The 20,539-nt window shown below is 61.6% G+C and carries 23 protein-coding genes; 9 read left to right on the top strand and 14 right to left on the bottom strand.

Annotated elements, in window-relative coordinates; genetic code table 11:
• The first annotated feature begins 78 nt into the window (after positions 1 to 78).
• Positions 79 to 957 carry a transporter substrate-binding domain-containing protein gene (locus tag KX729_RS17455; RefSeq protein WP_219743771.1) on the top strand — a complete coding sequence of 293 codons (879 nt, stop codon included), beginning with the start codon at positions 79 to 81 and terminating at the stop codon, positions 955 to 957.
• A 48-nt stretch (positions 958 to 1,005) separates the two neighbouring features.
• Here the strand turns inward: KX729_RS17455 and KX729_RS17450 are convergent, their stop codons facing one another.
• The 3 genes from KX729_RS17450 to KX729_RS17440 all read right to left on the bottom strand — a co-directional run bounded on the left by KX729_RS17450 (position 1,006) and on the right by KX729_RS17440 (position 3,124).
• Entirely contained in the window at positions 1,006 to 1,671 is a 666-nt protein-coding gene (locus KX729_RS17450) for a S24 family peptidase (protein ID WP_219743770.1), read from the bottom strand.
• Between the two features lie 289 nt (positions 1,672 to 1,960).
• Positions 1,961 to 2,608: a response regulator transcription factor gene (locus KX729_RS17445; RefSeq protein ID WP_219743769.1), complete on the bottom strand. Its 648-nt coding sequence runs from the start codon at positions 2,606 to 2,608 to the stop codon at positions 1,961 to 1,963.
• 87 nt (positions 2,609 to 2,695) lie between these two features.
• On the bottom strand, positions 2,696 to 3,124 hold the full coding sequence (locus KX729_RS17440; RefSeq protein ID WP_219743768.1) for a hypothetical protein: 429 nt from the start codon (positions 3,122 to 3,124) through the stop codon (positions 2,696 to 2,698).
• Between the two features lie 84 nt (positions 3,125 to 3,208).
• On the opposite strand from KX729_RS17440, the gene KX729_RS17435 reads away from it, so the two are divergent.
• The gene (locus KX729_RS17435) at positions 3,209 to 3,559 is read left to right on the top strand and encodes a DUF952 domain-containing protein (RefSeq protein WP_219743767.1); all 351 of its coding nucleotides are present in this window, start codon (positions 3,209 to 3,211) and stop codon (positions 3,557 to 3,559) included.
• Positions 3,556 to 4,647, top strand: coding sequence for a quinone-dependent dihydroorotate dehydrogenase (locus KX729_RS17430; RefSeq protein ID WP_219743766.1), 1,092 nt, complete (start codon positions 3,556 to 3,558; stop codon positions 4,645 to 4,647). Before KX729_RS17435 ends, KX729_RS17430 begins: the two co-directional genes overlap by 4 nt.
• Here the strand turns inward: KX729_RS17430 and KX729_RS17425 are convergent.
• From KX729_RS17425 to KX729_RS17415, 3 genes are read right to left on the bottom strand one after another with little or no spacing between them, the layout of a single operon-like run.
• The gene (locus tag KX729_RS17425) at positions 4,623 to 5,990 is read right to left on the bottom strand and encodes an MATE family efflux transporter (RefSeq protein ID WP_219743765.1); all 1,368 of its coding nucleotides are present in this window, start codon (positions 5,988 to 5,990) and stop codon (positions 4,623 to 4,625) included. The genes KX729_RS17430 and KX729_RS17425 overlap by 25 nt on opposite strands.
• Before the next feature lie 11 nt (positions 5,991 to 6,001).
• Positions 6,002 to 6,484 carry a CAP domain-containing protein gene (locus KX729_RS17420; RefSeq protein ID WP_219743764.1) on the bottom strand — a complete coding sequence of 161 codons (483 nt, stop codon included), beginning with the start codon at positions 6,482 to 6,484 and terminating at the stop codon, positions 6,002 to 6,004.
• 1 nt (position 6,485) lies between these two features.
• A complete protein-coding gene (locus KX729_RS17415) occupies positions 6,486 to 6,752 on the bottom strand; it encodes a DUF6460 domain-containing protein (RefSeq protein WP_219743763.1) in 267 nt (88 codons plus the stop codon).
• Between the two features lie 137 nt (positions 6,753 to 6,889).
• Between KX729_RS17415 and KX729_RS17410 the strand changes: the two genes are divergently transcribed.
• Both KX729_RS17410 and KX729_RS17405 read left to right on the top strand, forming a co-directional pair.
• Entirely contained in the window at positions 6,890 to 7,819 is a 930-nt protein-coding gene (locus tag KX729_RS17410) for a class I SAM-dependent DNA methyltransferase (RefSeq protein ID WP_219743762.1), read from the top strand.
• 193 nt (positions 7,820 to 8,012) lie between these two features.
• Positions 8,013 to 8,573 (top strand): YitT family protein, encoded by a 561-nt coding sequence (locus KX729_RS17405; protein WP_219744250.1) that lies wholly within the window; start codon positions 8,013 to 8,015, stop codon positions 8,571 to 8,573.
• A 104-nt stretch (positions 8,574 to 8,677) separates the two neighbouring features.
• Here KX729_RS17405 and KX729_RS17400 read toward each other — a convergent pair whose 3' ends face one another.
• From KX729_RS17400 to KX729_RS17390, 3 genes are all read right to left on the bottom strand, one after another.
• A complete protein-coding gene (locus tag KX729_RS17400; RefSeq protein WP_219743761.1) occupies positions 8,678 to 9,142 on the bottom strand; it encodes a carboxymuconolactone decarboxylase family protein in 465 nt (154 codons plus the stop codon).
• A 47-nt stretch (positions 9,143 to 9,189) separates the two neighbouring features.
• On the bottom strand, positions 9,190 to 9,690 hold the full coding sequence (locus KX729_RS17395; protein ID WP_219743760.1) for an Rrf2 family transcriptional regulator: 501 nt from the start codon (positions 9,688 to 9,690) through the stop codon (positions 9,190 to 9,192).
• 160 nt (positions 9,691 to 9,850) lie between these two features.
• Positions 9,851 to 10,639 carry a pentapeptide repeat-containing protein gene (locus tag KX729_RS17390; RefSeq protein ID WP_246617678.1) on the bottom strand — a complete coding sequence of 263 codons (789 nt, stop codon included), beginning with the start codon at positions 10,637 to 10,639 and terminating at the stop codon, positions 9,851 to 9,853.
• A gap of 145 nt (positions 10,640 to 10,784) precedes the next feature.
• Here KX729_RS17390 and KX729_RS17385 point away from each other — a divergent pair, with 145 nt between their 5' ends.
• Positions 10,785 to 13,307: a ligase-associated DNA damage response DEXH box helicase gene (locus KX729_RS17385; RefSeq protein ID WP_376775996.1), complete on the top strand. Its 2,523-nt coding sequence runs from the start codon at positions 10,785 to 10,787 to the stop codon at positions 13,305 to 13,307.
• Positions 13,308 to 13,339: 32 nt separating this feature from the next.
• Complete coding sequence (pdeM, locus tag KX729_RS17380; protein WP_219744247.1) at positions 13,340 to 14,071, top strand: ligase-associated DNA damage response endonuclease PdeM; 732 nt, start codon at positions 13,340 to 13,342, stop codon at positions 14,069 to 14,071.
• 242 nt (positions 14,072 to 14,313) lie between these two features.
• Here pdeM and KX729_RS17375 read toward each other — a convergent pair whose 3' ends face one another.
• From KX729_RS17375 to KX729_RS17355, 5 genes are all read right to left on the bottom strand, one after another.
• A complete protein-coding gene (locus KX729_RS17375) occupies positions 14,314 to 14,751 on the bottom strand; it encodes a universal stress protein (protein ID WP_219743759.1) in 438 nt (145 codons plus the stop codon).
• Positions 14,752 to 14,815: 64 nt separating this feature from the next.
• Positions 14,816 to 15,763, bottom strand: coding sequence for an alpha/beta hydrolase family protein (locus KX729_RS17370; protein ID WP_219743758.1), 948 nt, complete (start codon positions 15,761 to 15,763; stop codon positions 14,816 to 14,818).
• Between the two features lie 86 nt (positions 15,764 to 15,849).
• Positions 15,850 to 17,646, bottom strand: a complete 1,797-nt coding sequence (locus tag KX729_RS17365; protein ID WP_219743757.1) for a chloride channel protein — start codon at positions 17,644 to 17,646, stop codon at positions 15,850 to 15,852.
• Between the two features lie 118 nt (positions 17,647 to 17,764).
• A complete protein-coding gene (locus tag KX729_RS17360) occupies positions 17,765 to 18,460 on the bottom strand; it encodes an anti-sigma factor (RefSeq protein ID WP_219743756.1) in 696 nt (231 codons plus the stop codon).
• Complete coding sequence (locus tag KX729_RS17355; RefSeq protein ID WP_219744246.1) at positions 18,457 to 19,002, bottom strand: sigma-70 family RNA polymerase sigma factor; 546 nt, start codon at positions 19,000 to 19,002, stop codon at positions 18,457 to 18,459. Before KX729_RS17355 ends, KX729_RS17360 begins: the two co-directional genes overlap by 4 nt.
• Before the next feature lie 205 nt (positions 19,003 to 19,207).
• Between KX729_RS17355 and KX729_RS17350 the strand changes: the two genes are divergently transcribed.
• Positions 19,208 to 19,996: a DUF4394 domain-containing protein gene (locus tag KX729_RS17350; RefSeq protein WP_219743755.1), complete on the top strand. Its 789-nt coding sequence runs from the start codon at positions 19,208 to 19,210 to the stop codon at positions 19,994 to 19,996.
• Positions 19,997 to 20,180: 184 nt separating this feature from the next.
• Positions 20,181 to 20,381, top strand: coding sequence for a hypothetical protein (locus tag KX729_RS33550; RefSeq protein ID WP_246617676.1), 201 nt, complete (start codon positions 20,181 to 20,183; stop codon positions 20,379 to 20,381).
• Positions 20,382 to 20,539 lie beyond the last annotated feature (158 nt).

The raw sequence follows: 20,539 nt of genomic DNA, 5'->3' as shown, positions 1-20,539 counted from the left end.
GCATGACTCTGTTACACCAATACCCCGGCGCCCGTCTTGCGAAGGCACCCCCAATCTGTTCCAGTATGGATCATAGAGATGCACCCCATGATTGCATCCCCGAAAATCCGGGGGTTTTTCAACTTGCTGCGGCTTTTCGTCGTTGTTGCCGGGGTTTTCGCGTCCAGCTCCTCTGTTTCTGCAGCCGGGAGCGATATGCCGCTGACATTCGACGCAAGGGAACGTCTTTCGCGTCCGGACCTGTCAACCGTGTTGCGCGTCCGGATCCTCACGTCGGTCGATTTTCCGCCCTTCAACTTCGCCGACCAGACAGGTCGGCTTTCCGGTTTCAACATCGATCTTGCCCGCGAAATCTGCACAGAGCTTCAGATCGCCGCAAAATGCCAGATCCAGGCCCTGCCGTTCGCTGATCTCGAAAAGACGCTGGAAGGCGGCGCGGGCGAGGCGGTCATGGCCGGTATCGCCGTGACACCGGAACTGCGCAAGCGTTTCGCCTTTTCCCGTCCCTATCTCAGCGTCCCGGCGCGCTTTGCGGTCAACAATGCTGCAAAGATCAATGGCAATACGGCCACAGCGTTGGCCGGCAGAACCGTCGGGGTCGTGGCGGGCACCGCCCATGAAGTGATGCTGAAAGCCTTTTTCCCAAAGGCGACGGCAACGCCTTTCGATACGTTCGAGGCCATGCTGGATGCGTTGAAAACCGGCAAGGTGGATGCTGTCTTTGCCGATGGTCTGCGACTGCCCTTCTGGATCGCCGGCGAAGCATCGGCAAAATGTTGCGCCCTTTTCGACGGGTCCTATCTGTCTGAAAAATTCCTGGGCGAAGGCCTGTCGGTAATGATGCGCAAGGGTGATCCTGTCTTGAATGCCGCCTTCGATCAGGCGCTCAATGCTCTCTCGCGCAATGGCCGCCTGCAGGATATCTACCTGCGCTATTTTCCGAACGGGCTTTATTGAGCGGCGGCTTCCAAAGAATTCTTTCCTATCGAATGGTCGGGGATCGGTTTACTGGCTTGCCCAGATGATACGCGCCATCCATTCCACGTCCGCCATATCGAAACTGCGGTTCGCATGTTCCGGGTTGAGCGAAAGAAGCTCGACGGAACGGGCGCTCTGACGAGCCAGAACTTTCGCCATCACCTCGCCCTCCTTGGTCTTCAGCACGACGCGGTCGCCGCGGCGCACCTGCGCACCGGGCTCGACGATCAGCACGTCGCCATCGCGATAAAGCGGCATCATCGACTCGCCCTGGACTTCCAGCGCATAGACGCCGGCCTTGCGGGAGGGGTCGACCGGGAATTCCACCACATCCCAGCCCTGACCGGCCGGAAAACCGCCATCGTCAAAAAAGCCGCCGGCACCCGCCTGCGCAAAGCCCAGAAGCGGGATCGTGCCGCCCTGCGGCGGAAAATTCCCGTCGGGAAAAGAGGAGCGACCGACCGGCGACGGCAGGTAGCTCATGAACTGGTCGACCGACGCGCCGGTTGCTTCCAAAACCTTGGCGATTGATTCCGTCGAGGGCCAGCGCAGACGGCCGTCCGGACCAAGCCGTTTCGATTTATTGAAGGAGGTGGGGTCGAGGCCGGCACGACGCGCAAGGCCCGATGGCGTCATCTGGTGACGTTCGGCAAGCGTATCGATCGCAGTCCAGATCGTCTCATGTGACAGCATGGCCGTTACCCGTCTCTTCCGGACCGAAATGCCGGACCCGCGACCGGTGCGCGAGACGGGCCGGACAAGCCGGCGCTCGGCGCCCATCAGTCGAAACCCATTCACCCGGCCCGCGAAGATCGGCAAGCCGTATGGAACACCGTTATTTTAGCGGAGCTGCGGCACTTCGTAAAGATGAAAGAGGAATAAAATCCTGCCTGATATAGGCCAAACTGCCCGGAAACCATCGGTATCCGGGTAGCGCCTAGACTTGGATACGACAGGGTCTTCGCACCGGCAGGGATTTGCCTCAGGCCACCAACGCCATGTTGATCTTGCCGAGCTTGATCACCGCCTGAGTGCGGCTGTCGACATTCAGCTTCAGCAGGATGGCGGAGACATGCGCCTTGATCGTTGCTTCGGAAACGCTGAGCTCATAGGCAATCTGCTTGTTGAGCAGGCCTTCGCCCAACATCGCAAGCACGCGGCTTTGCTGCGGCGTCAGCGTCTTCAGCCGGTCGATCAGTTCGGCGAGGCCCGGATCTTCTTCCGGCATGCTGAGATCGCCCTTAGGCGCCCAGATGTCGCCGTCCAGCACCGTCTGTACGCCAGTGCGGATATCGTCGAGGCCCGAAGATTTCGAGATGAAGCCGGAAGCGCCGAGCTCCAGCGCCCGACGGATCGTGTTGCAATCGTCGGTGGCCGAGACAATGATGATCGGCAGGCCGAAAAATTCCGCCCCAAGCGTCATCAGTCCGGAAAAGCCGCTGACACCTGGCATGGCGAGGTCGAGCAGCATCAGATCCGCGTCCGGATTGTTTGCGGCCGCCTGGCGCGCCGCATCGAAATCGCCGGCCTCGATGATCACGAGTTCCTGGGCGATGCCGCGCACCGCCTGGCTCAAGGCGCCACGGAAAAGCGGATGGTCGTCCGCGATGATGATAGAGAGTGTCTGCATTCCCACGCCCCCTCCCAAGAGCATAGTCGTGCTATTGCTTGTTTAGAAGTTGTAAACCGACCGCCGTCCCGACACAAGTGCGGGATTTCAGGTACGGTTGGGCTGTGGCTCGTCCGGCTTCTTGCGGTCCTCGAACTCGCCGACGATCCCCATGAAGGTGCGCATGAAACGCTCCATGATCGACAGCGAGCGGTCGACCTCGGCATCGGTCGGCAATGCATTGGGCGGCGTCTGGCTCAACCGCTCCTCAAGCGCGGTGACGCGTTTTTCGAGCCGGTCGATCTCGTCGTCATAGGCCGCCCGTTCGTCGGGCTGCATCCGGCAGGCGAGCGTGCCGTTCTCGTCGCGGCAAAGCGTCATTTCGCCGGTTTGCCGGTCCAGCCGGACGACGCCGTGCTCGGTGCGTTCCAGCTGGAAGCGGTTCTGCGGATCGCCGGCTGTGGCTTTGGGCTGTTGCGCGAATGCTGCGCCTGCGAATAGAAATGCGGCCGGGATAACCAATGTCAGCATTTTCATGAGGTGATCCTCCTGTGGTCCGGGTGGACAAGTGCCGGGCTTTGCGGCAAACGCTCCCGTAAAATAACAGAGCTTCGAGAGCTGATGATGACGGATATAGTGTACAAGATCGTGCCGGAAACGCTCTGGCGCCAGTCGAAGGAAAAAGGCGTTTTCGAAGGCGCCGAGATCGACCTGAAGGACGGCTATATTCATTTCTCCACCGGCACTCAGGCCAAGGAGACCGCACGGCTTTATTTCGCCGGCGTCGCGGGCCTGATGCTGGTGGCGGTCAATGCGCTGCTGCTGGGCGATGCTCTGAAATTCGAGCCATCGCGCGGCGGCGATCTTTTCCCGCATCTTTATGGCGTGCTGCCTTTCTCGGCGGTACTCTGGGAAATGCCGCTTCTGCTCGGCGTCGACGGCGCCCATGCCTTTCCGGAGAAAATGCCATGATCGGTCAGTTTTCAGGCATTGCCTCCCGCAGCCTCTTCGCGTTCGATCCGGAAAAGGCGCATGGCCTGTCGATCAAGGCGCTTAAGAGCGGGCTTCTGCCTGCCTGCCGCTTGCCCGCCGATCCGCGGCTGGTGCAGACGATCGCCGGCATAAAATTCCCGAACCCGCTCGGCCTTGCCGCCGGTTACGACAAGAATGCCGAAGTGCCGGACGCCGTTCTGCGCCTCGGTTTCGGTTTTACCGAAATCGGCACCGTGACCCCGAAACCGCAGGCCGGAAACGACAAGCCGCGCATTTTTCGGCTGGTCGAGGATCGCGGCGTCATCAACCGCCTCGGCTTCAACAACGAAGGCCATGATGCCGCCTTTGCGCGCCTGATGGCCCGCCACAATGCGCCGGGCATCGTCGGCGTCAATATCGGCGCCAACAAGGATGCGGTGGATCGTGTGGCGGATTATGTCGCGGGTATCCGCAAGTTCTATGCGCTCGCCACCTATTTCACGGTCAACATTTCCTCGCCGAACACGCCCGGCCTGCGCGACCTGCAGGCGCGCGACAGCCTGAAGACGCTGCTCGAAGCCGTACTCGCGGCTCGCGACGAAGAGGCTGTGCGCCACGGCCGTTCCGTGCCGGTCCTGTTGAAGATCGCTCCGGATCTGACGGAAGAAGGGCTGGACGACATTGCCGCCGAGGCAACTTCGCATGCACTGAATGGTCTGATCGTCTCCAACACCACGCTCGCTCGCGACGGGTTGAAGGATCAGGTGCAGGCGAAGGAGATGGGCGGCCTTTCCGGCGCGCCGCTTTTCGAGCGCGCCACCTCAGTGCTCGCCAAGGTGCGCCAGCGTGTCGGGCCGGCTCTGCCGATCATCGGCGTTGGCGGCGTGGCGACCCGGGAAAACGCGCTGGAAAAGATCCGTGCCGGCGCGGACCTCGTGCAGCTTTATTCCTGCATGGTTTATGAAGGCCCGGCACTGGCTTCCGTTATCGTCAAGGGTCTCTCGTCGCTGATCGACCGCGAAAAGGTCTCGTCGATCCGTGAGCTGCGCGATACCCGCACCGATTATTGGGCCGACAGAAAACTCTGACGCGCCTTGCGCGGCACCATGGCCGCCAGGAAAAAGCCGCGCATCAGCAGAAACATGTTCAGCGCCAGCCAGAGCCCGTGATTGCCGAAAAGCGGCACGAGCACGGCGAGCCCGATGCAATATCCGACGAAGGATAGAAGCATCATGTTGCGCATCTCTCGCGACCAGGTGGCGCCGATGAACACGCCATCCATCTGGAAGGCGAGCGCACCGGTAAGCCCCGTTATCGCCGCCCAGCCGAGATAGATATAGGCCTCCTGCCGTACCTCTTCCGATGTGGTGAGGAGATGGATGAGCGGCGTTCCGAAGGCGATGAAGAACAGGCCGACCGCGCCCGCCATGATGAAGGACCAGAGGCCGGTCAGTTTCAGCATCCTGTCGAATGACGGGCGGTATCGCGCTCCGACAGCCCGACCGGTGATCTGCTCGGCAGCGCCTGCCAGCCCGTCGAGGAAGAAGGATGACAGCATGAAGATGTTCATCAGCACCGCATTGGCCGCCAGCGTCACGGCACCAAAGCTCGAGCCGATCCGGGTTAGCAATGCGTAGGAGGCGTTGAGGACCAGCGAGCGGATCAGGATATCGGCATTCAGCTGGAAGAGCTGTTTAAGCTTTGATGTATCGAAGATATCGACGCGGCTCGGACGGTGTTCGGCGGAGAATTGGCGGCTGATGATCACCAGTCCGATCATGACTGCCGTGACTTCCGCAATAGCCGTCGCCCACGCAACGCCCGCAACGCCGTAATCGAGGACGAGGCCGAGCAGAATGGCGAGCACGATATTCGTGCCGTTCAGGATGATCTGCAGCACCAGTCCCAGCATGCCCTGGCCGCGGCCGAGCACGAAGCCGAGGATGGCGAAATTGGCGAAGGTCGCCGGGCTGGTGAGCACTCGAATACCGAAATATTGCCGCGTCACGGCGGCCACACCCGCATCGCTGGTCATCAGGTCCGGCGCAAACGCGAGGATGATCGGCGACAGCGCCAGCATGAGGATGCCGAGGCCGGCGGCACTCAGGAGTGCCCGCCAGAAGACGGCTTGCTGCTCCCGCAGGTCGCCGCGGCCGAAGGCCTGCGCCACAAGCCCGGTGGTGGAGGTGCGCAGGAAGCTGAGGCTGCCATAGATCAGGTCAAAGATGATCGCGCCGATCGCCAGACCAGCCAAAGCTTCGGCCTGACCGAGATGACCGACCACGGCGGTGTCGGTGAGGCCGAGCAACGGCGTCGTCAGGAATCCCAGCGTCATGGGAATGGCGATGCCGAGCACCAGACGGTGCGTCACCTCGAACGGCCTGACGGACTGTCCCGCTTGTTCTTCCACCTCTGGCCCCCGCCCGTCCATTCGTCAGCCCCTCAGCCGGAAAGCACCATGGCCCAATAGGGGCGGTTGTCGCTGGCACGCGCCATGGCGACGCCGAGGCCGCGATAGGTACCGAGCATGTTTTCAAGATGTTTCGGAGAATCGATCCAGGCCTGCACGGCGGCATCTACGGAAGTCTGGCCGGTGGCGATGTTTTCGGCGGCCGGCAGTGCCACGTCGCTGCGCTTCATGCGCGCGCCGAAATCGTCGCCGAGGCCGATCAGGTGCTTCATCTCGTCGGCCTTGGCCATACGAATCGCCTGGATGACGGCGGCCTTGCGGGCCGGCACGTCGAGCGTCAAGGCCGAAAGGCCTTTCGATTGCCTGAGCTTGTTGACCATCGGCAGGGCCTGGACGGTCTCGTCGTCTGCCCCGGGTGTCGGCGTCAGCACGGTGGTGGTGGAACAGCCGGCGATCAGGCCGAGGCCCGACAACACGAGGAAGCGCCGTCGGGAAGGGTGGAGGATGGCGGTCATCTTAGCGACGGTAGCTCATCAGGCGCAGGATGATGAAGATCGGAATGACGATGATCGCGCCGAGTACCAGGTAATTGCCGACCTTTCCGAGCGCCCGGAAGCCGTTATACCAGAGGTCGAGGAACCAATAGCGGACCTCGCCGACGATATTGTCCGGCGTGAAGCCGAAAAAGGCCAGCACGAAGCCAACGATCAGGCACACGACCAGAAGCTTGACGATCGTGCGACCCGGCGTATCGCCCAGTATCCTGTTGACCCCGTCCGCCATTCTTGTCCTTCTCCGAAATTGCAAATGAGAGATAGTCGGCCACTCTCGAAGCCGCAAGCCGTTCAATGCTCCCTTAGATAGAACTTGAGTTTTTTTGTGGCTTCGGCGAAGACCGGCGAGTTTTTGAGAAAAGATCCATGCCAGCCAACCAGTTCTCTTCCGGCGACGTGATCGCCGACCGCCGCGCCGATTACGCCCGCATGCTGGCCGAAGGCGGCGATTTTGCCGCCGCCGCCGAACTGATCGAGCAGGCGCTGGAGATTACGCCCGGCTGGGCGGCCGGCTGGTTCCGGCTTGGCGAATATCGGGAGAAGGCAGCGCTCGATACGGCAGCCGATGCCTACCGGCAGGCTTTGGCGCTGGAACCGGATGATGTCTTTGGCGCGCGCCTGAAGCTGGCGCTGCTCGGTGCTGAGGCGATCCCCGACCAGCCGCCGAGCCGTTATGTCGAAGGCCTGTTCGACGACTACGCGGATCGGTTCGATACGGCACTGGTCGAAAAACTCGAATATTCCGTCCCCAGCAAGCTCGCCGATCTGGTCGCGCTCTTCGCGCCGTTCCGCAACACGGTTGATCTCGGCTGCGGCACAGGTCTGTTCGGCGCGGAAATCCGTGAGCGGACCGAACGCCTCGAAGGTTTCGACCTCTCTGCCAACATGCTGGCGAAAGCGGACGCCAAGGGCCTTTACGATCATCTCGGCCAGTCCGATCTCAGCCTCTCCGCCGAAGCCTCCGGCCTGTTCTCGACCGACCTGCCGAAACACCGTGCCTACCTCGTCTCGGCCGCCGATGTGCTGATGTATCTCGGCTCGTTAGAAACCGTGTTTCCCCTAGTTCAGGATCTGCTGGCGCCGGCTGGTTTGTTTGCCTTTTCGGTCGAGGATGCCGGCGCGGGCGAAGGCTACGTACTGCGGGATTCCCTGCGCTACGCCCATTCGGAAAGCTTCATTCGTGGCCTGCTTGCCCGTTATGGCCTCGAGCTTCTGGAAACGCGAAATACCGTCATTCGCATGGATGCCGGAAAACCGATCAACGGCATTCTGTTTCTGTCGAAAAAGCCCGGCTAGCTGCAGGTTTCTTGCGTTTTCATTTGCCGGCTCAGGAGTACTTGAACGCTCTTGATAGCAATTATATTGCAGCGCAATATAGCGCGAGAGCAAGGGCACCGAATTGGCTGAAGAAAAGCAGATCCAGAAGCGCAATCTCGGCTTCTACAGCGCAGATCCGTCGCAGCACACGCCGGTCGAGGATGTGCAGGGCATGATCATCGGCGCGATGACGGCAGCACTTGGCCTTTATCTCCTGAACCAGGTCGGCCTGCTCACCAGCGGCACGGCGGGCGTCGCCTTCCTGCTGCACTATAAGTTCGGCCTGCCGTTCGGCGTGCTGTTCTTCGTTGTCAACCTGCCGTTCTATTACCTGTCGTTCAAGCGCCTTGGCCTCGCCTTCTCGGTGAAGACCTTCGCGGCGATCGTCATGGTGTCGGTCATCACCGAAATCGAGCAACAGTTTCTGTTGATCCAGTACCTGCATCCGCTCTGGGCAGCCCTGCTCGGCGGCATCCTGATCGGTTACGGCCTGCTGGGCCTATACCGTCACCGCGCCTCGCTCGGTGGTATCGGTATCCTGGCGATCTATCTGCAGGATCGGTTCAAGATCCCGGCCGGACTGGTGCAGCTCGCCTTCGACCTCTGTGTCATGATGGCTGCCTTCTTCATCGTCAGCCCGGAGACGGTAGCTTGGTCGCTGCTCAGCGCTGTGGTGCTGAACTTGCTGCTGGCGGTGAACCACCGGTCGGATCGGTATATCGTGGTGCGGTAGGGTCATTCTTAACCCTCCCCCTTGTGGGGAGGGTGGCCGGCAGGCGGGAGGGGTTTTTACCCAGAGTGAAGTCCTCTCCCCACAAGGGGGAGGGGCTCGTCCAATCAAGCCGCCTGAGCCGGCTTATCGATCGGATGCTGGGCACGAAAACCCACCGCAAGCCGATTCCACACATTGATCGCGCCGATCGCCACGGTGATCTTGGTCATCTCTTCTTCGGAGAAATGCGCCTTGAGCGCGTCATAGGCGCTGTCCGGAATGCCCGTCTCAGCAATCTTCGTCACGGAATCGACCCAGGTCAGCAGCGCGCGTTCCTTGTCGTCATACACCGGCGATTCCCACCAGACGCTCATCAGGTTGATCCACTGGTCGGAAAGGCCGTCATGACGGCTTTCCTTGGAATGCATGTCGACGCAATAGGCGCAGCCGTTGATGATCGAAGCGCGCAGCTTGATTAGGTCAATGTAGCGGCGCTCGAGGCCCGAGGTCTGGACATATTGCTCCAGGGCGGCGACGGCCTTGTAGGCCTCCTGCGAAGCCTTGGCGAAATTGAAACGGGGCTGATGCATGGACGTTCTCCTTGGGTTATTCGCGGTGAAGATTGGTTTCGCGACGTCTAGCGGGCCGCTTTGCGTTCGTTGATGTCCAGAAAGGCGCAACCGCGGGCGGCGATCCCGCCGTCGTCGGTCGCGTTCAGGTCCGCCAGGATATCGGCGATCGTCACCTTGGCGAGTTCGGCGCGATAGGCTTTTTCGGCTTTCAGCATTGCGGCGTTGATGCCGCAGGGTTTGGTGAAATAGCGGCCCGGCAGCGGGTTTGGCCCGCGCTGGCGGATTTCGGCGCAACGGAAGGCCGGTGCCGGCCCCTCGACGGCCAGCACGATGTCGAGCAGGCTGATATCCGCCGGCTTCTTGGCCAGCCGGTAACCGCCCTTCGGCCCCGGCACCGTCTCTACCAGCTTTGCGCCGGAAAGCGCCTGCAGGTGCTTCAGCAGATAACTTGTCGAAACCCCGTGGAAATCGGCGAGGGCTGCGGCAGACAGCACGCCGCCATCCGAGAGACCGGACAGCATGCTGACGCTGTGGATCGCCTGTTCGACGCCGTCTCCAAGTTTCATTGCCATCTCCCTATTATGGATAAAATATATCCATGATTATGATGGGGCGTCAAGCCGATTGTTTTAGGCGCTTTTATGAAGGGAACCCGACTGGCATCGATCGCGCCCTGCCGCCCTACAGGCGGGCAGAAGACAGTCCGTCAGCGATAAAATCGGCTGCTCAGTCCTTGGCTTCTTCCGGGCAGGGCCACTGTGACGGCATGGTCAGGCCGGCCGGCAGCTTGGTGGCATTGTCGCCGCAAGCCATATCCAGCTGCTGTTGGGTCACGTTTTCAGCCTGGGACAGGTCGACGCCTTCGATCCGCACGAACAGGAAGAAGGCATTCTTGAAATCGAGGCTTCCCTCGAAAACCGCGCTGGAAAGCGAGGCGCGCGACAGATTGGCGTAGACGAAATTGGCGCCGGTTATCACTGCCTTGTCGAATACCGCACGGCTGAGATCGGCCTTTTCGAAATTGGCGCCTCTAAGCTGCGCACCGGTGAAATTGGCCCGTTGCAGCTCGCCGGACTTGAACGACGCCCCGTTGGCCCGCACGTCCTGAAGTGTGGCCCGATAACCTTCGACCCGTTCGAAAATGGCATTGTCGGCCGAAGCGTTGTTCAGGAGGGCGCGTATCATCTTGCCCTTGGTGAGGTCGGCGCCGGCAAAGATCGAGTGACGCAGGTCCGTATAGCTGAAATCGGTGCCGGTCAGATTGGCGCGCGTGAAATCGCTGCCATCCAGCATCAGGGTTTTCTTGTTGCAGCCGCGCCAGTCGATGCTTGGGCCGGGATCAGACCGGCAGTTCTGCGCCTGGGATGCAGGTGCTGCGGCAAACCAGACCAGCGCCGCCAGCGCCAGCAGGATACGTGCCTGAAATGCTCCGTTTTGTTTCGACGCAATTCCGAATGCAAAGCCGCTAAGCACTTTTGCTGGAATTGCCGTAAACCGCCTGCCCATTCGGTCCATGTTCCTGCTCATCGATAAGTGTGCCTATCTCATATATCGATATGGAGATCGCAAACAAAAAATCACCCATTCTTGGGCGTGATCATGGAGATTTTACCTAAACTCCGAGTCTTCATTTTCCGTTGCCTCCGCTTATCTTACCGAGGTGAATATCGTCGAAGCCCAATCTCCCGGCCGTGATGCCGCGCTGCTGCCCCGTCCTTTCCTGAAATGGTTCGGCGAAAAGGGCTGGTCTCCGCGCGCTCACCAGCTGGAGCTTCTCGCGCGATCGACAGCCGGCGAAAACATGCTGCTGATCGCCCCGACCGGCGCCGGCAAAACGCTGGCCGGCTTCCTGCCGTCGCTCACCGATCTCACCCGCCGCGGCAAGATTCCGCCGGGCTCGGCCTTTACCGGCATCCACACGCTCTACATCTCGCCGTTGAAGGCGCTGACCGTCGATATCGAACGCAACCTGATGAAGCCGGTCACCGAGATGGGGCTTGCCGTCACCATCGAGAACCGCACTGGCGATACGCCGCAGGCAAAACGCCAGCGCCAGAAACTAAACCCGCCGGACATCCTCCTTACCACGCCCGAACAGGTGGCCCTGCTCCTCGCCAACAAGGAGGCGGAGCGTTTCTTCAAGGACCTGAAATATGTGGTCCTCGACGAATTGCACTCACTGGTAACCTCCAAACGTGGCCATCTTCTGTCGCTGGGTCTGGCGCGCATCCGCCGGCACGCGCCGGATGTCCGCACGATCGGTCTTTCCGCCACCGTCTCCGACCCGATGGACCTGCAGCGCTGGCTTGTACCCCAGGGCGAGGAACCGGCCCCACCCGCCGGCCTCGTGCATGTCACGGGCGGTGCGGCACCCAACATCACCATCATGAACACCGAGGACCGCATTCCCTGGTCTGGCCATGTTTCCACCTACGCGATCCCCGAGGTCTATGAGGAGATCAAGCGCCATCAGACGACGCTGATCTTCGTCAACACCCGCTTCCAGGCGGAGCTGTTGTTCCAGACCCTGTGGACGATCAACGACGATAATCTGCCGATTGCCCTGCATCACGGTTCGCTCGACGCCGGTCAGCGCCGCAAAGTGGAAGCGGCGATGGCGGCCAATAAACTGCGCGCCGTGGTCGCTACCTCGACGCTCGACATGGGTATCGACTGGGGCGATGTCGATCTCGTCGTGCATGTCGGCGCGCCGAAAGGGGCGTCACGTCTCGCCCAGCGCATCGGCCGCTCCAACCACCGAATGGACGAGCCGTCGAAGGCGATCCTGGTGCCCGCCAACCGCTTCGAGGTGATGGAATGCCAGGCGGCACTCGATGCCAATTATCTCGGCGCGCAGGACACGCCGCCGGTCGGTGAGGGCGCTTTGGACGTGCTCGCCCAGCATGTGCTCGGCATGGCCTGCGCCGAACCCTTCGATCCGGTCGAACTTTACGACGAGATCACCTCGGCTTCGCCCTATGCCGATCTCTCCTGGGAAATGTTCGAGCGCATCGTCGATTTCGTCGCGACCGGCGGTTATGCGCTGCGCTCTTACGAGCGTTACGCGAAGATCCGCAAGATGGCGGATGGCCGCTGGCGTGTCTCCAATCCGCAGATCGCCCAGCAATACCGCATGAACCTCGGCACGATCGTCGAGGCTGCAGAGCTCAATGTGCGGCTGGTGAAGCGCAATGCCAAAGGGACCATCGGGCGCGGCGGCATGTCGCTCGGCAAGGTCGAGGAATACTTTCTCGAACAGCTCGTGCAGGGCGATACCTTCCTCTTCGCCGGCAAGGTTCTGCGTTTCGAAGGCATCCGGGAGAACGAATGCCTCGTTTCCAATGCCCATTCGCTCGACCCAAAGATCCCCGCTTATGCCGGCGGCAAGTTTCCGCTGACCACCTATCTCGCCGACCAGGTACGCGCCATGCTGGCCGATCCCGATCGACGCACCGCGCTGCCGGATCAGGTACGCGACTGGCTGGCCATCCAGCTCGAACGCTCCATGCTGCCCAAACAGGACGAACTGCTGATCGAGACCTTTCCGCGCGGCAAACGCTTCTTCATGATCGCCTATTGTTTCGAAGGTCGGTTGGCGCACCAGACACTCGGCATGCTTCTGACCCGGCGTCTGGAACGCGCCGGCGCCCGACCGCTCGGTTTCGTCGCGACGGATTATTCGCTGGCAGTCTGGGGGCTGAACGATATCGGCGCGATGATCGATGCGGGGCGTCTCAGCCTTTCCGACCTCTTCGACGAGGACATGCTGGGCGACGATCTGGAAGCCTGGCTCGATGAAAGTTACATGCTGAAGCGCACTTTCCGCAATTGCGCCGTGATTTCCGGTTTGATCGAGCGCCGCCACCCGGGCAAGGAGAAAACCGGAAGGCAGGTGACCGTTTCGACCGATCTGATCTACGACGTGCTGCGTTCCCACGAACCGGACCACGTATTGTTGGAGGCGACGAGGCGAGATGCGGCATCCGGTCTTTTGGATTTGAGCCGGTTAGGCGATATGCTGGCACGAATCAGGGGGCACATCACCCACCGCGATCTCGACCGCGTCTCGCCGCTCGCCGTTCCCATCATGCTGGAGATCGGCAAGGAAAGTGTTCCGGGCGAAGCGCATGACGCGGTGCTGGCGGAGGCTGCCGAGGAATTGATAGCGGAGGCATTGAGCTGATGTCCTCCGCCCGATTGGAAGACGTTGAATTGATGCACCGCCTCGGGCTTGCCGCCCGCTCGACATTGATGACCGGAGCCGCCACCGGCGCGGAAGAGATCGTCGTGCACGGTACAGTCGCCGTCTGCGATCCGATGGGAGGCCTCTATCTGCCGGAAACCCAGATGCTCATCGTCTCCGACCTGCATCTGGAAAAAGGCGCCGCTTTCGCGCGCCGCGGCATGATGCTGCCGCCCTACGATACGATCGCGACGCTCAACATCCTCTCCGCCATCATCGACCGCTACGATCCCAAGGTCGTTGTGTCGCTCGGCGATAATTTCCACGACCGCAAGGGTTCCGAACATCTGTCGACGGAACTGCGCCTGATGATCATGGCGATGGCGCGCGGCCGCGACTGGATCTGGATCAACGGCAACCACGATCCGGATGGCACGGTCGACCTGCCCGGCACCTGCACCGACGAACTCCTCTACGGCGGCCTCGTCTTCCGTCACGAGCCGAGCCTGATTTCCGGCAAGGGCGAAATCGCCGGCCACCTTCATCCATCCGCGACCGTCCGCCGCCGCGAAAAATCCGTCCGCCGCGCCTGTTTTGCGAGCGATGGCAACCGTCTGGTCATGCCGGCCTTCGGTGTGCTTGCAGGTGGCCTGGACCTGCGCCATCAGGCCATGCACGGTCTGTTCAACCGCGAGACGCTGGTGGCGCATCTTCTGGGTCGGGATCGGATTTATTCGGTACGGTATGGCAGCCTGATTGGGTAGTTGAGGCTCCAACGGCGCCGCTTTTCCCTTCTCCCCAGCGGGGAGAAGGTGGCCCGAAGGGTCGGATGAGGGGGCTCTGCCCTCGAAGCTTCAATAATCAAAGTCAGCAATAGGCGTTTTGCCGCGCAGCCCCCTCATCCGCCTGCCGGCACCTTCTCCCCGCTGGGGAGAAGGGACATCGCGGCCAGCTCATCGATCCCATGGCGCGCACCCGCCTGTCGAGACCGGAGCATAAGCCCAACTCACCGATATACCAGCACCGGCACCTTGGAATGCGCCAGCACTTTCATCGTCACGCTGCCGAGCATGAAGGCCTTGAAACCGGAGCGGCCGTGGGAGGCCATGGCGATCAGGTCGCAATCATATTTTTCCGCGATCTCGACGATAGCGCCGGCCGGGTCGATGCTCTCGATCTTCACCGTATCGGCTGCCACGAGACGCTTCTTTGCCGCCTCCTTGGCGTCGGCGAGAATGCCATCGGCGGCCTCGTTGTTCTGCCGGTCGTATTCCGCATAGGCGATTTCCATGCCGGACGGGTTCATGGTGAATACCTGCAGCGGCTCCATGACGGCGAGGATGGTGGCTTCAGCGCCGATCTCATGGGCGAAATCCAGCGCCTTTTCGAGCGCCTGGGTCGAAAGCGCCGAGCCGTCGGTCGGGATCAGGATATGCTTGTACATCAATGCCTCCATGGTTTTTCAAAGGCATCGTGAGCCATACGGACGCTCGCCTCATTGACCTTGCTCAACCGTGTTGGTTGTCAACCCAGGGATTGACGCCGTCCTTAAGCCAGCGGAGCGTATCCTGCCAGAAACCGGCCTTGTGCCGGGAATGGAACAGGCTGAAATGGCCGATGTTTTCGAGGCCATAGACAGCCGGCGTCAGCAGTACCTCGGTCCGCTCGGCATTGCGGTAATAGGCAAGCGTTCGCCGGATCGCCGCCGGCGTGCCGATATCGTCGTCGGAAACGGCAACCGCCAGGATCGGCGCCGTCACCGCCGCGAAGCGCCGCAGCACATCGTCCCGCTCATCAGCTGGATGCGTCAACTCCATCCGCGGCCCGCGAAAACTCCATTCATTGGCGACGCCGGCCGGCAGGTCCTCCAGCCAGCTGAGCCTCCTTCCCGGAAAATATCCGTAAAGCGCCGTCAGCACCGGCATTACCACATGCCATTTCCAGAACAGCCGCGCCCGGTGACCGTCGGCGTAATCCCGCCAATAGGCGTATTGCGCCCCCATGGTCAGCATCCGGTCGATGCGGCCGGCACGTGGGGAAAGCCCCGGCAGATATCCGCCGATACTATGGCCGACGACCTGCAGCGGCTGAGCCGGGCGCAGTTCGTCTATATATCGCAGTGCCGCATCGAAATCCTGCTCGCCCCATTCCCGCCAGCGGTAACCACAGCCTCTCAACGTTTGCGGCCGCGAAAGACCGATGCCGCGATAGTCGTAGGTCAGGACGTCGAAACCGTCGCGGGCGAGGAAATCCGCGTAATAATGGTAATAGCGGGCAAGAACGCCGGTGGCGGGATTGATGATGACGCTGGCAATGGCCTGGTTTTTAGCCGGCCAGAAATGCCCGTGCAGCAACACGCCATCGCGGCAGGTCAGCACGACCCGCTCGCCGGCAGGCCTCGCAACCGCGGCCTTCAAAGAACTTTCCGCCGCTGACCGATCTTCGCCGATTGCCATGTCCGCCTCCGTCAGCGCGCACCATAGCTTGGCCGGCAGACGGCGCAATCATCCGAAAGAAGGGGCTGGCATGCGAAAAATGCCGGTCAGATCTCGCCGGAAATTTCGCGCCGCTTGCGGTCCAGCTCTTCCGAATAGCGCCGCAGCGTATGGCTCTCGCTGAGCTGGCCGATGACCTTGCGTTCGATCTGGTTGTTGACGACGGCCAGCGCTTCCGCCTCCAGCTTGTCGAACATCGCCGCCGCCTGCTTGGCATTCATCGAGCGCAGCAGCACGTCGTTCTTGTATTTGACGAAGGAGGCGAGCGTCGGCTTTTCCTTGTTTTCCGCATCTTCGGTCGGCGCCGCATAGATGTCCGGCAGGAGAACCATGCCGGCATATTTTTCGCCCTCGTCGAGCAGGATGACGCGCTGGGTGGAACCGAGCGGAAAATCCTTGCGGAACTCCTCGAGCGTTGCGGTGATCGACGCGGTGCGCACATCGGGGCGCATCATCCGCTCGACGGTGAGGTTCCGTATCCAGCCGATATCGTGGGCGCTGCGAATGCTTTCGCCGCGAAGGTGGAAACGCCAGGTCGCGAACGAGTAACCGAAGGTGGAGCGCACGGTGACCGAGGAGGTGATGACCGCCGCCAGCGCCAGCACGGTGATCGGAAAGTCGCCGGTGATTTCCAGCGCCAGAAACGTCATGGTCAGTGGCCCGCCGATGACGGCGACCGACAGCGCGCTCATCCCCACCACCGCATAGATGACCGGCGTCAGCGTCGCATGCGCGAAGATATAGGGCGTGCAATAGGCAAACAGCTTGCCGAGCAGCGCGCCCATGAACAACGAGGCGAAGAACAGGCCGCCACGAAAACCGGAGCCGATCGACACCGCCGAGGCAACCGATTTCAAGGCGAGGATCGCCAGAAGCGCCGGAATGGTCATGCTCTGATTGAGGTTTTCATGCAGCGCGCCATGGCCTGCCGCCAGCACCTGCTGGTCGATCAGCGCCAGCAGGCCGACGACGATACCGCCGAGCAGCGGCCGGAAGATCGGCGAGATCGAACTTCTGCGCGCCAGTTCCTCGACGCGCGAAACGCCCTGCATGATGAGAATGCCGCCGCCGGCGCAGAACACGCCGAGCACCACCGCCGGCACGTAATCCGCCGGCACGACCGCACCGAACTGCCCGACATCGATCATGAACGCATCGCCGACGAAAAGCCGTGTGACGATGGTGGCCGCCAGCGCCGAGACAACGACCGGTGCGAGGCTGAGGATCGTATAGGTGCCGATGATCAGCTCGAAAGCGTAGAAGGCGCCCGTCAGCGGCGCGTTAAAGGCGGCCGCGATCGCGCCTGCCGCCCCGCAGCCGACCAGCACGCGCAGGTCCGACCGGCGAAGCTGCAGCAGGTAACCGAGCTTCGAAGCTATGCCGGAGGAAAGCTGGGTATAACCGGCCTCAAGGCCGACAGAGGCGCCGAACCCGTTGGAAATCAGGTTCTGCACTGCGACGACGATACTGTCCGTCAGCGATAGCCGCCCGCCATGCAGCGCGTTCGCCTCAATCGGGTCGACCATCGGTTTCTTGCGCCACTTGCGCAGGATCAGAAGGACGAGGCCCATCAGAGCGCCGCCGACGATCGGTCCGATCAGGATGAGCAGCCGGTCGGGCTCCAGCGCCGAACTCAGCCGCTCGCCGACCTCGATCTTGAAGATCAGCCGGTGCAGTTCCTGCGACACCCAGCTCATCGCCGCCACCGCCAGGCCGGCAAGCATGCCGACAACGGCGGCAGCAAGAATCAGACCGAATTCACTGCGCCGGATGAGGACGCGCAATGCGCCCGGGTCGAGCAGGATGCGGGGCGAGGGCAGGCGGGAAATGATGCGGCTGAACATGGGAGCGATGCAAATGCAGGACAATGCGGCCTAATTAGTGCAGCCGCACCGAGAAGCAAACCGGAATCGAGAGGCAGACCGGAAATGCCGCGTAGACGGCATTCCTTATCGCGCAGCTTCAATGCGCCGGTTTTGCAAACCCCTTGGCCAGGATCGGCCCTGTCGGTCGGCCGGTCGGCGAGCCGCCCTGCTGTTCCAGCGTGATCTCATAAAGCTGTTCGCTGCGCGGCGCCGGCAGTGTCGGACCATGCAGCCGGACCGAACGAACCTTGTCGACCAGACCGAGCGACATTGGCCCCATTTCGCGGGAAGGTAACGTCCAGACCTGGATCGTTTTGTCCGCCGGCACGTCGAAATCGCGCAGCAGCCGCACCGTAGCGGTTTCGTTGCCGAAATCCTCGACCACTGCCTGCGCCTCACCCGCATCGTTGATCAGCACGGCGATCACCACCGGCTCCACCACCCGCATCAGGCTCCAGCCGAGCCCGATCGCCAGCAGCAGCGTAGCGGCAAGCGCGGAAAGTGCGGTCAGCCGCCAGCCGTCTTTCAGGTTGTCGTTGGCGGAGGGCAGCAGCGCGGCGGCCTGTTGCGCCGGCAGGGCGGCTTCGATCTTGCGCCACAATGTCTCGTCCACGGTCGCGGGCTCGACGCCGGCGTCAAGCGGCAGGAACCGGTCCCGGCTCGCGGCAATCGCGGCTTTCAGTTCGGCATCGCGTTCCATCTCCGCCTCGATTTCCGCCGCTTCCGCAGGCTCCAGCAGGCCCAGTACATGTTCGTCGGCGATGCCGGCAATCTCGTTGCGATCAAAGGTCATGCCATGCACTCCCGAAGCGCGGAAAGTCCGCGGCGTATCCAGGATTTGGCGGTACCGAGCGGGATGCGCAGCCGCCCGGCAATTTCGCCATGGCTGTAGCCGCCCACATAGGCCATCAGGATGCCATGCCGTTTCGTCTCGTCCAGCGCGCCAAGGCAGTCGCGCAGGCGGCTTTCCCGATCCAGCCGGTGCCATGCCGCCATGATCTCGTCGGCCTGCTCGGTCTCCCGAAGCGTTTCCACTTCCTCGACCGTGTGCTCGCGGCGGCCGTCGCGCAGCATGTTGATCGCCCGGTTGCGGACGATCGCATAGATCCAGCCGCGGGCTGATCCGCGCTCCGGGGCATATTGGTGGGCATGGGTCCAGATGCGGATGAAGGCTTCCTGCACGACCTCTTCGGCAAGCTCGCGCCGCCGCACGATCCGTTCGGCAATGGCGACGAGGCGGCCCGCTTCCCGATCGAAGATGAGGCGCAAGGCGGCCCGGTCGCCGGAGGCGCAGGCGGTAAGCGCCACATCCAGCTCGTCGGGCCTTGAACTCATCAGCATCGCATCGTCCTCCCGTTGAAGGCGAGGACCGGTCTGCCCTCCATGCCTATACGCGCGAGAGGGGCCGAATGGATGCGCGCGAAGAAATTATTTTTAAGGTCTGCATCCAAACGCATCTGCCGGCGTGTCTTCATCATTGGAAGCATCGAGAGCCGAGCGCCGGATAGCTTCCGAACGGATCAACGTACGGGAGAAAGACATGAACACCATTCGCACCGCCCTGATCGCCTCCGCCGCACTCGGCCTTTCGGCCGCCGCAGTGTCCGCCGCCCCGGTTCTCGGGCTGACCGGCGACAAGACGCTCGTCATGTTCGACACGGCAAAACCCGCCGTTTCCAAGAAGATGGAGGTCACCGGCGTCGACAAACTCGTCGGCATCGACTTCCGCCCCGGCAACAAGACCGTGATCGGCGTTACACCGGATCACCGCATCGTCTCGATCAATCTGGAGACGGGTGCTGCCACCGACGTCGCCAAGATGGACAAGATGCTGACCATGACGCAGGCGCCCGTCGTCGTCGATTTCAACCCGATGGCTGACCGCCTTCGCTTCATGACCGGCACGACCAACCACCGCGTCCACCCGGACACCGGCGCCGTAACGGTCGATGGCACGCTCGCCTTCGAGGATGGCGACATGCACAAGGGCGAAACCCCGAATGTCGTCTCGGCCGCCTATACCAATTCGGTCGGCAAGCCGGAAAAAACCGCCATGTATAACATCGACGCAACGATCGGCGCGCTGATCCAGCAGACCAAGCCGAACGACGGCACGCTGAAGGCAATCGGCAAGCTCGGCATCGCGAGCAAACCGGCAACCTATGCCTTCGACATCCAGGGCATGGCGGACGGCAAGAACACGGCCTATCTCGCCGCCGGCAAGATGCTCTACACGGTCAACCTGGAAACCGGCGCTGCAACTGAAGTCGGCATGATCACCGGCGTCGATAACGACGTGCGCGACATCGCCATTCTGCCGGCGATGTAAAGCGAAGAAGGGAAGGTCGGCCAGATCGCGCCGGCCTTCTTTTCGACCTTTGTACTTGCAAAAAGGACGACATGCAGCATGCCAGCAGCTTTGCGCCAATGGCAGCCATTGCAGCGATCCAGGTGAAAAGCTATGCGTTCCGGCTGATAGGCATCAGCCATGGAGAAACGAGATTATCAAGATAATGGTATTGCTGCACAGTGCTGCCGGCGCAGAATGGCAGTCACCTCCCAAAGGCACAAGTCTGAAAACTCTGAGCGACGCCGAAGAGCAAGGCTTCATCCTTATCCGCGGGGAATTTCAGAAACGACAATTCCGTCTGACGGAAATGGGCTCCGAATATGTTGCGCGCGATAAGCGGCGTCTGGAAGCTCGCAGGCTCTGAAACGGGCGTATTGGTGTGACGTCTGCTTTGCGCCGATTCCGTTGAAAAACTCGGCGTTGTCGGTGCTGCGTTGTCATGATTCAATCGCCGCATTGATTTGCGGAGGATTGGACGATGATGGGATGTCAGGCAGCTCCGGCGCAGCTCTTCTACGACTT

The sequence above is a fragment of the Neorhizobium populisoli genome (assembly GCF_019430945.1).
Classification (GTDB): domain Bacteria; phylum Pseudomonadota; class Alphaproteobacteria; order Rhizobiales; family Rhizobiaceae; genus Neorhizobium; species Neorhizobium populisoli.
Note: the sequence above shows the minus strand (reverse complement) of the source record. Positions and strands in the feature narration are given on the sequence as shown.

Bases quoted from the DNA above. Each gene is read 5' to 3' on its own strand.
- KX729_RS17455 (WP_219743771.1), top strand. From the start codon at position 79: ATGCACCCCATGATTGCATCCCCGAAAATCCGGGGGTTTTTCAACTTG.
- KX729_RS17450 (WP_219743770.1), bottom strand. From the start codon at position 1,671: ATGCTGTCACATGAGACGATCTGGACTGCGATCGATACGCTTGCCGAA.
- KX729_RS17445 (WP_219743769.1), bottom strand. From the start codon at position 2,608: ATGCAGACACTCTCTATCATCATCGCGGACGACCATCCGCTTTTCCGT.
- KX729_RS17440 (WP_219743768.1), bottom strand. From the start codon at position 3,124: ATGAAAATGCTGACATTGGTTATCCCGGCCGCATTTCTATTCGCAGGC.
- KX729_RS17435 (WP_219743767.1), top strand. From the start codon at position 3,209: ATGATGACGGATATAGTGTACAAGATCGTGCCGGAAACGCTCTGGCGC.
- KX729_RS17430 (WP_219743766.1), top strand. From the start codon at position 3,556: ATGATCGGTCAGTTTTCAGGCATTGCCTCCCGCAGCCTCTTCGCGTTC.
- KX729_RS17425 (WP_219743765.1), bottom strand. From the start codon at position 5,990: ATGGACGGGCGGGGGCCAGAGGTGGAAGAACAAGCGGGACAGTCCGTC.
- KX729_RS17420 (WP_219743764.1), bottom strand. From the start codon at position 6,484: ATGACCGCCATCCTCCACCCTTCCCGACGGCGCTTCCTCGTGTTGTCG.
- KX729_RS17415 (WP_219743763.1), bottom strand. From the start codon at position 6,752: ATGGCGGACGGGGTCAACAGGATACTGGGCGATACGCCGGGTCGCACG.
- KX729_RS17410 (WP_219743762.1), top strand. From the start codon at position 6,890: ATGCCAGCCAACCAGTTCTCTTCCGGCGACGTGATCGCCGACCGCCGC.
- KX729_RS17405 (WP_219744250.1), top strand. From the start codon at position 8,013: ATGATCATCGGCGCGATGACGGCAGCACTTGGCCTTTATCTCCTGAAC.
- KX729_RS17400 (WP_219743761.1), bottom strand. From the start codon at position 9,142: ATGCATCAGCCCCGTTTCAATTTCGCCAAGGCTTCGCAGGAGGCCTAC.
- KX729_RS17395 (WP_219743760.1), bottom strand. From the start codon at position 9,690: ATGAAACTTGGAGACGGCGTCGAACAGGCGATCCACAGCGTCAGCATG.
- KX729_RS17390 (WP_246617678.1), bottom strand. From the start codon at position 10,639: ATGGACCGAATGGGCAGGCGGTTTACGGCAATTCCAGCAAAAGTGCTT.
- pdeM (WP_219744247.1), top strand. From the start codon at position 13,340: ATGCACCGCCTCGGGCTTGCCGCCCGCTCGACATTGATGACCGGAGCC.
- KX729_RS17375 (WP_219743759.1), bottom strand. From the start codon at position 14,751: ATGTACAAGCATATCCTGATCCCGACCGACGGCTCGGCGCTTTCGACC.
- KX729_RS17370 (WP_219743758.1), bottom strand. From the start codon at position 15,763: ATGGCAATCGGCGAAGATCGGTCAGCGGCGGAAAGTTCTTTGAAGGCC.
- KX729_RS17365 (WP_219743757.1), bottom strand. From the start codon at position 17,646: ATGTTCAGCCGCATCATTTCCCGCCTGCCCTCGCCCCGCATCCTGCTC.
- KX729_RS17360 (WP_219743756.1), bottom strand. From the start codon at position 18,460: ATGACCTTTGATCGCAACGAGATTGCCGGCATCGCCGACGAACATGTA.
- KX729_RS17355 (WP_219744246.1), bottom strand. From the start codon at position 19,002: ATGAGTTCAAGGCCCGACGAGCTGGATGTGGCGCTTACCGCCTGCGCC.
- KX729_RS17350 (WP_219743755.1), top strand. From the start codon at position 19,208: ATGAACACCATTCGCACCGCCCTGATCGCCTCCGCCGCACTCGGCCTT.
- KX729_RS33550 (WP_246617676.1), top strand. From the start codon at position 20,181: ATGGTATTGCTGCACAGTGCTGCCGGCGCAGAATGGCAGTCACCTCCC.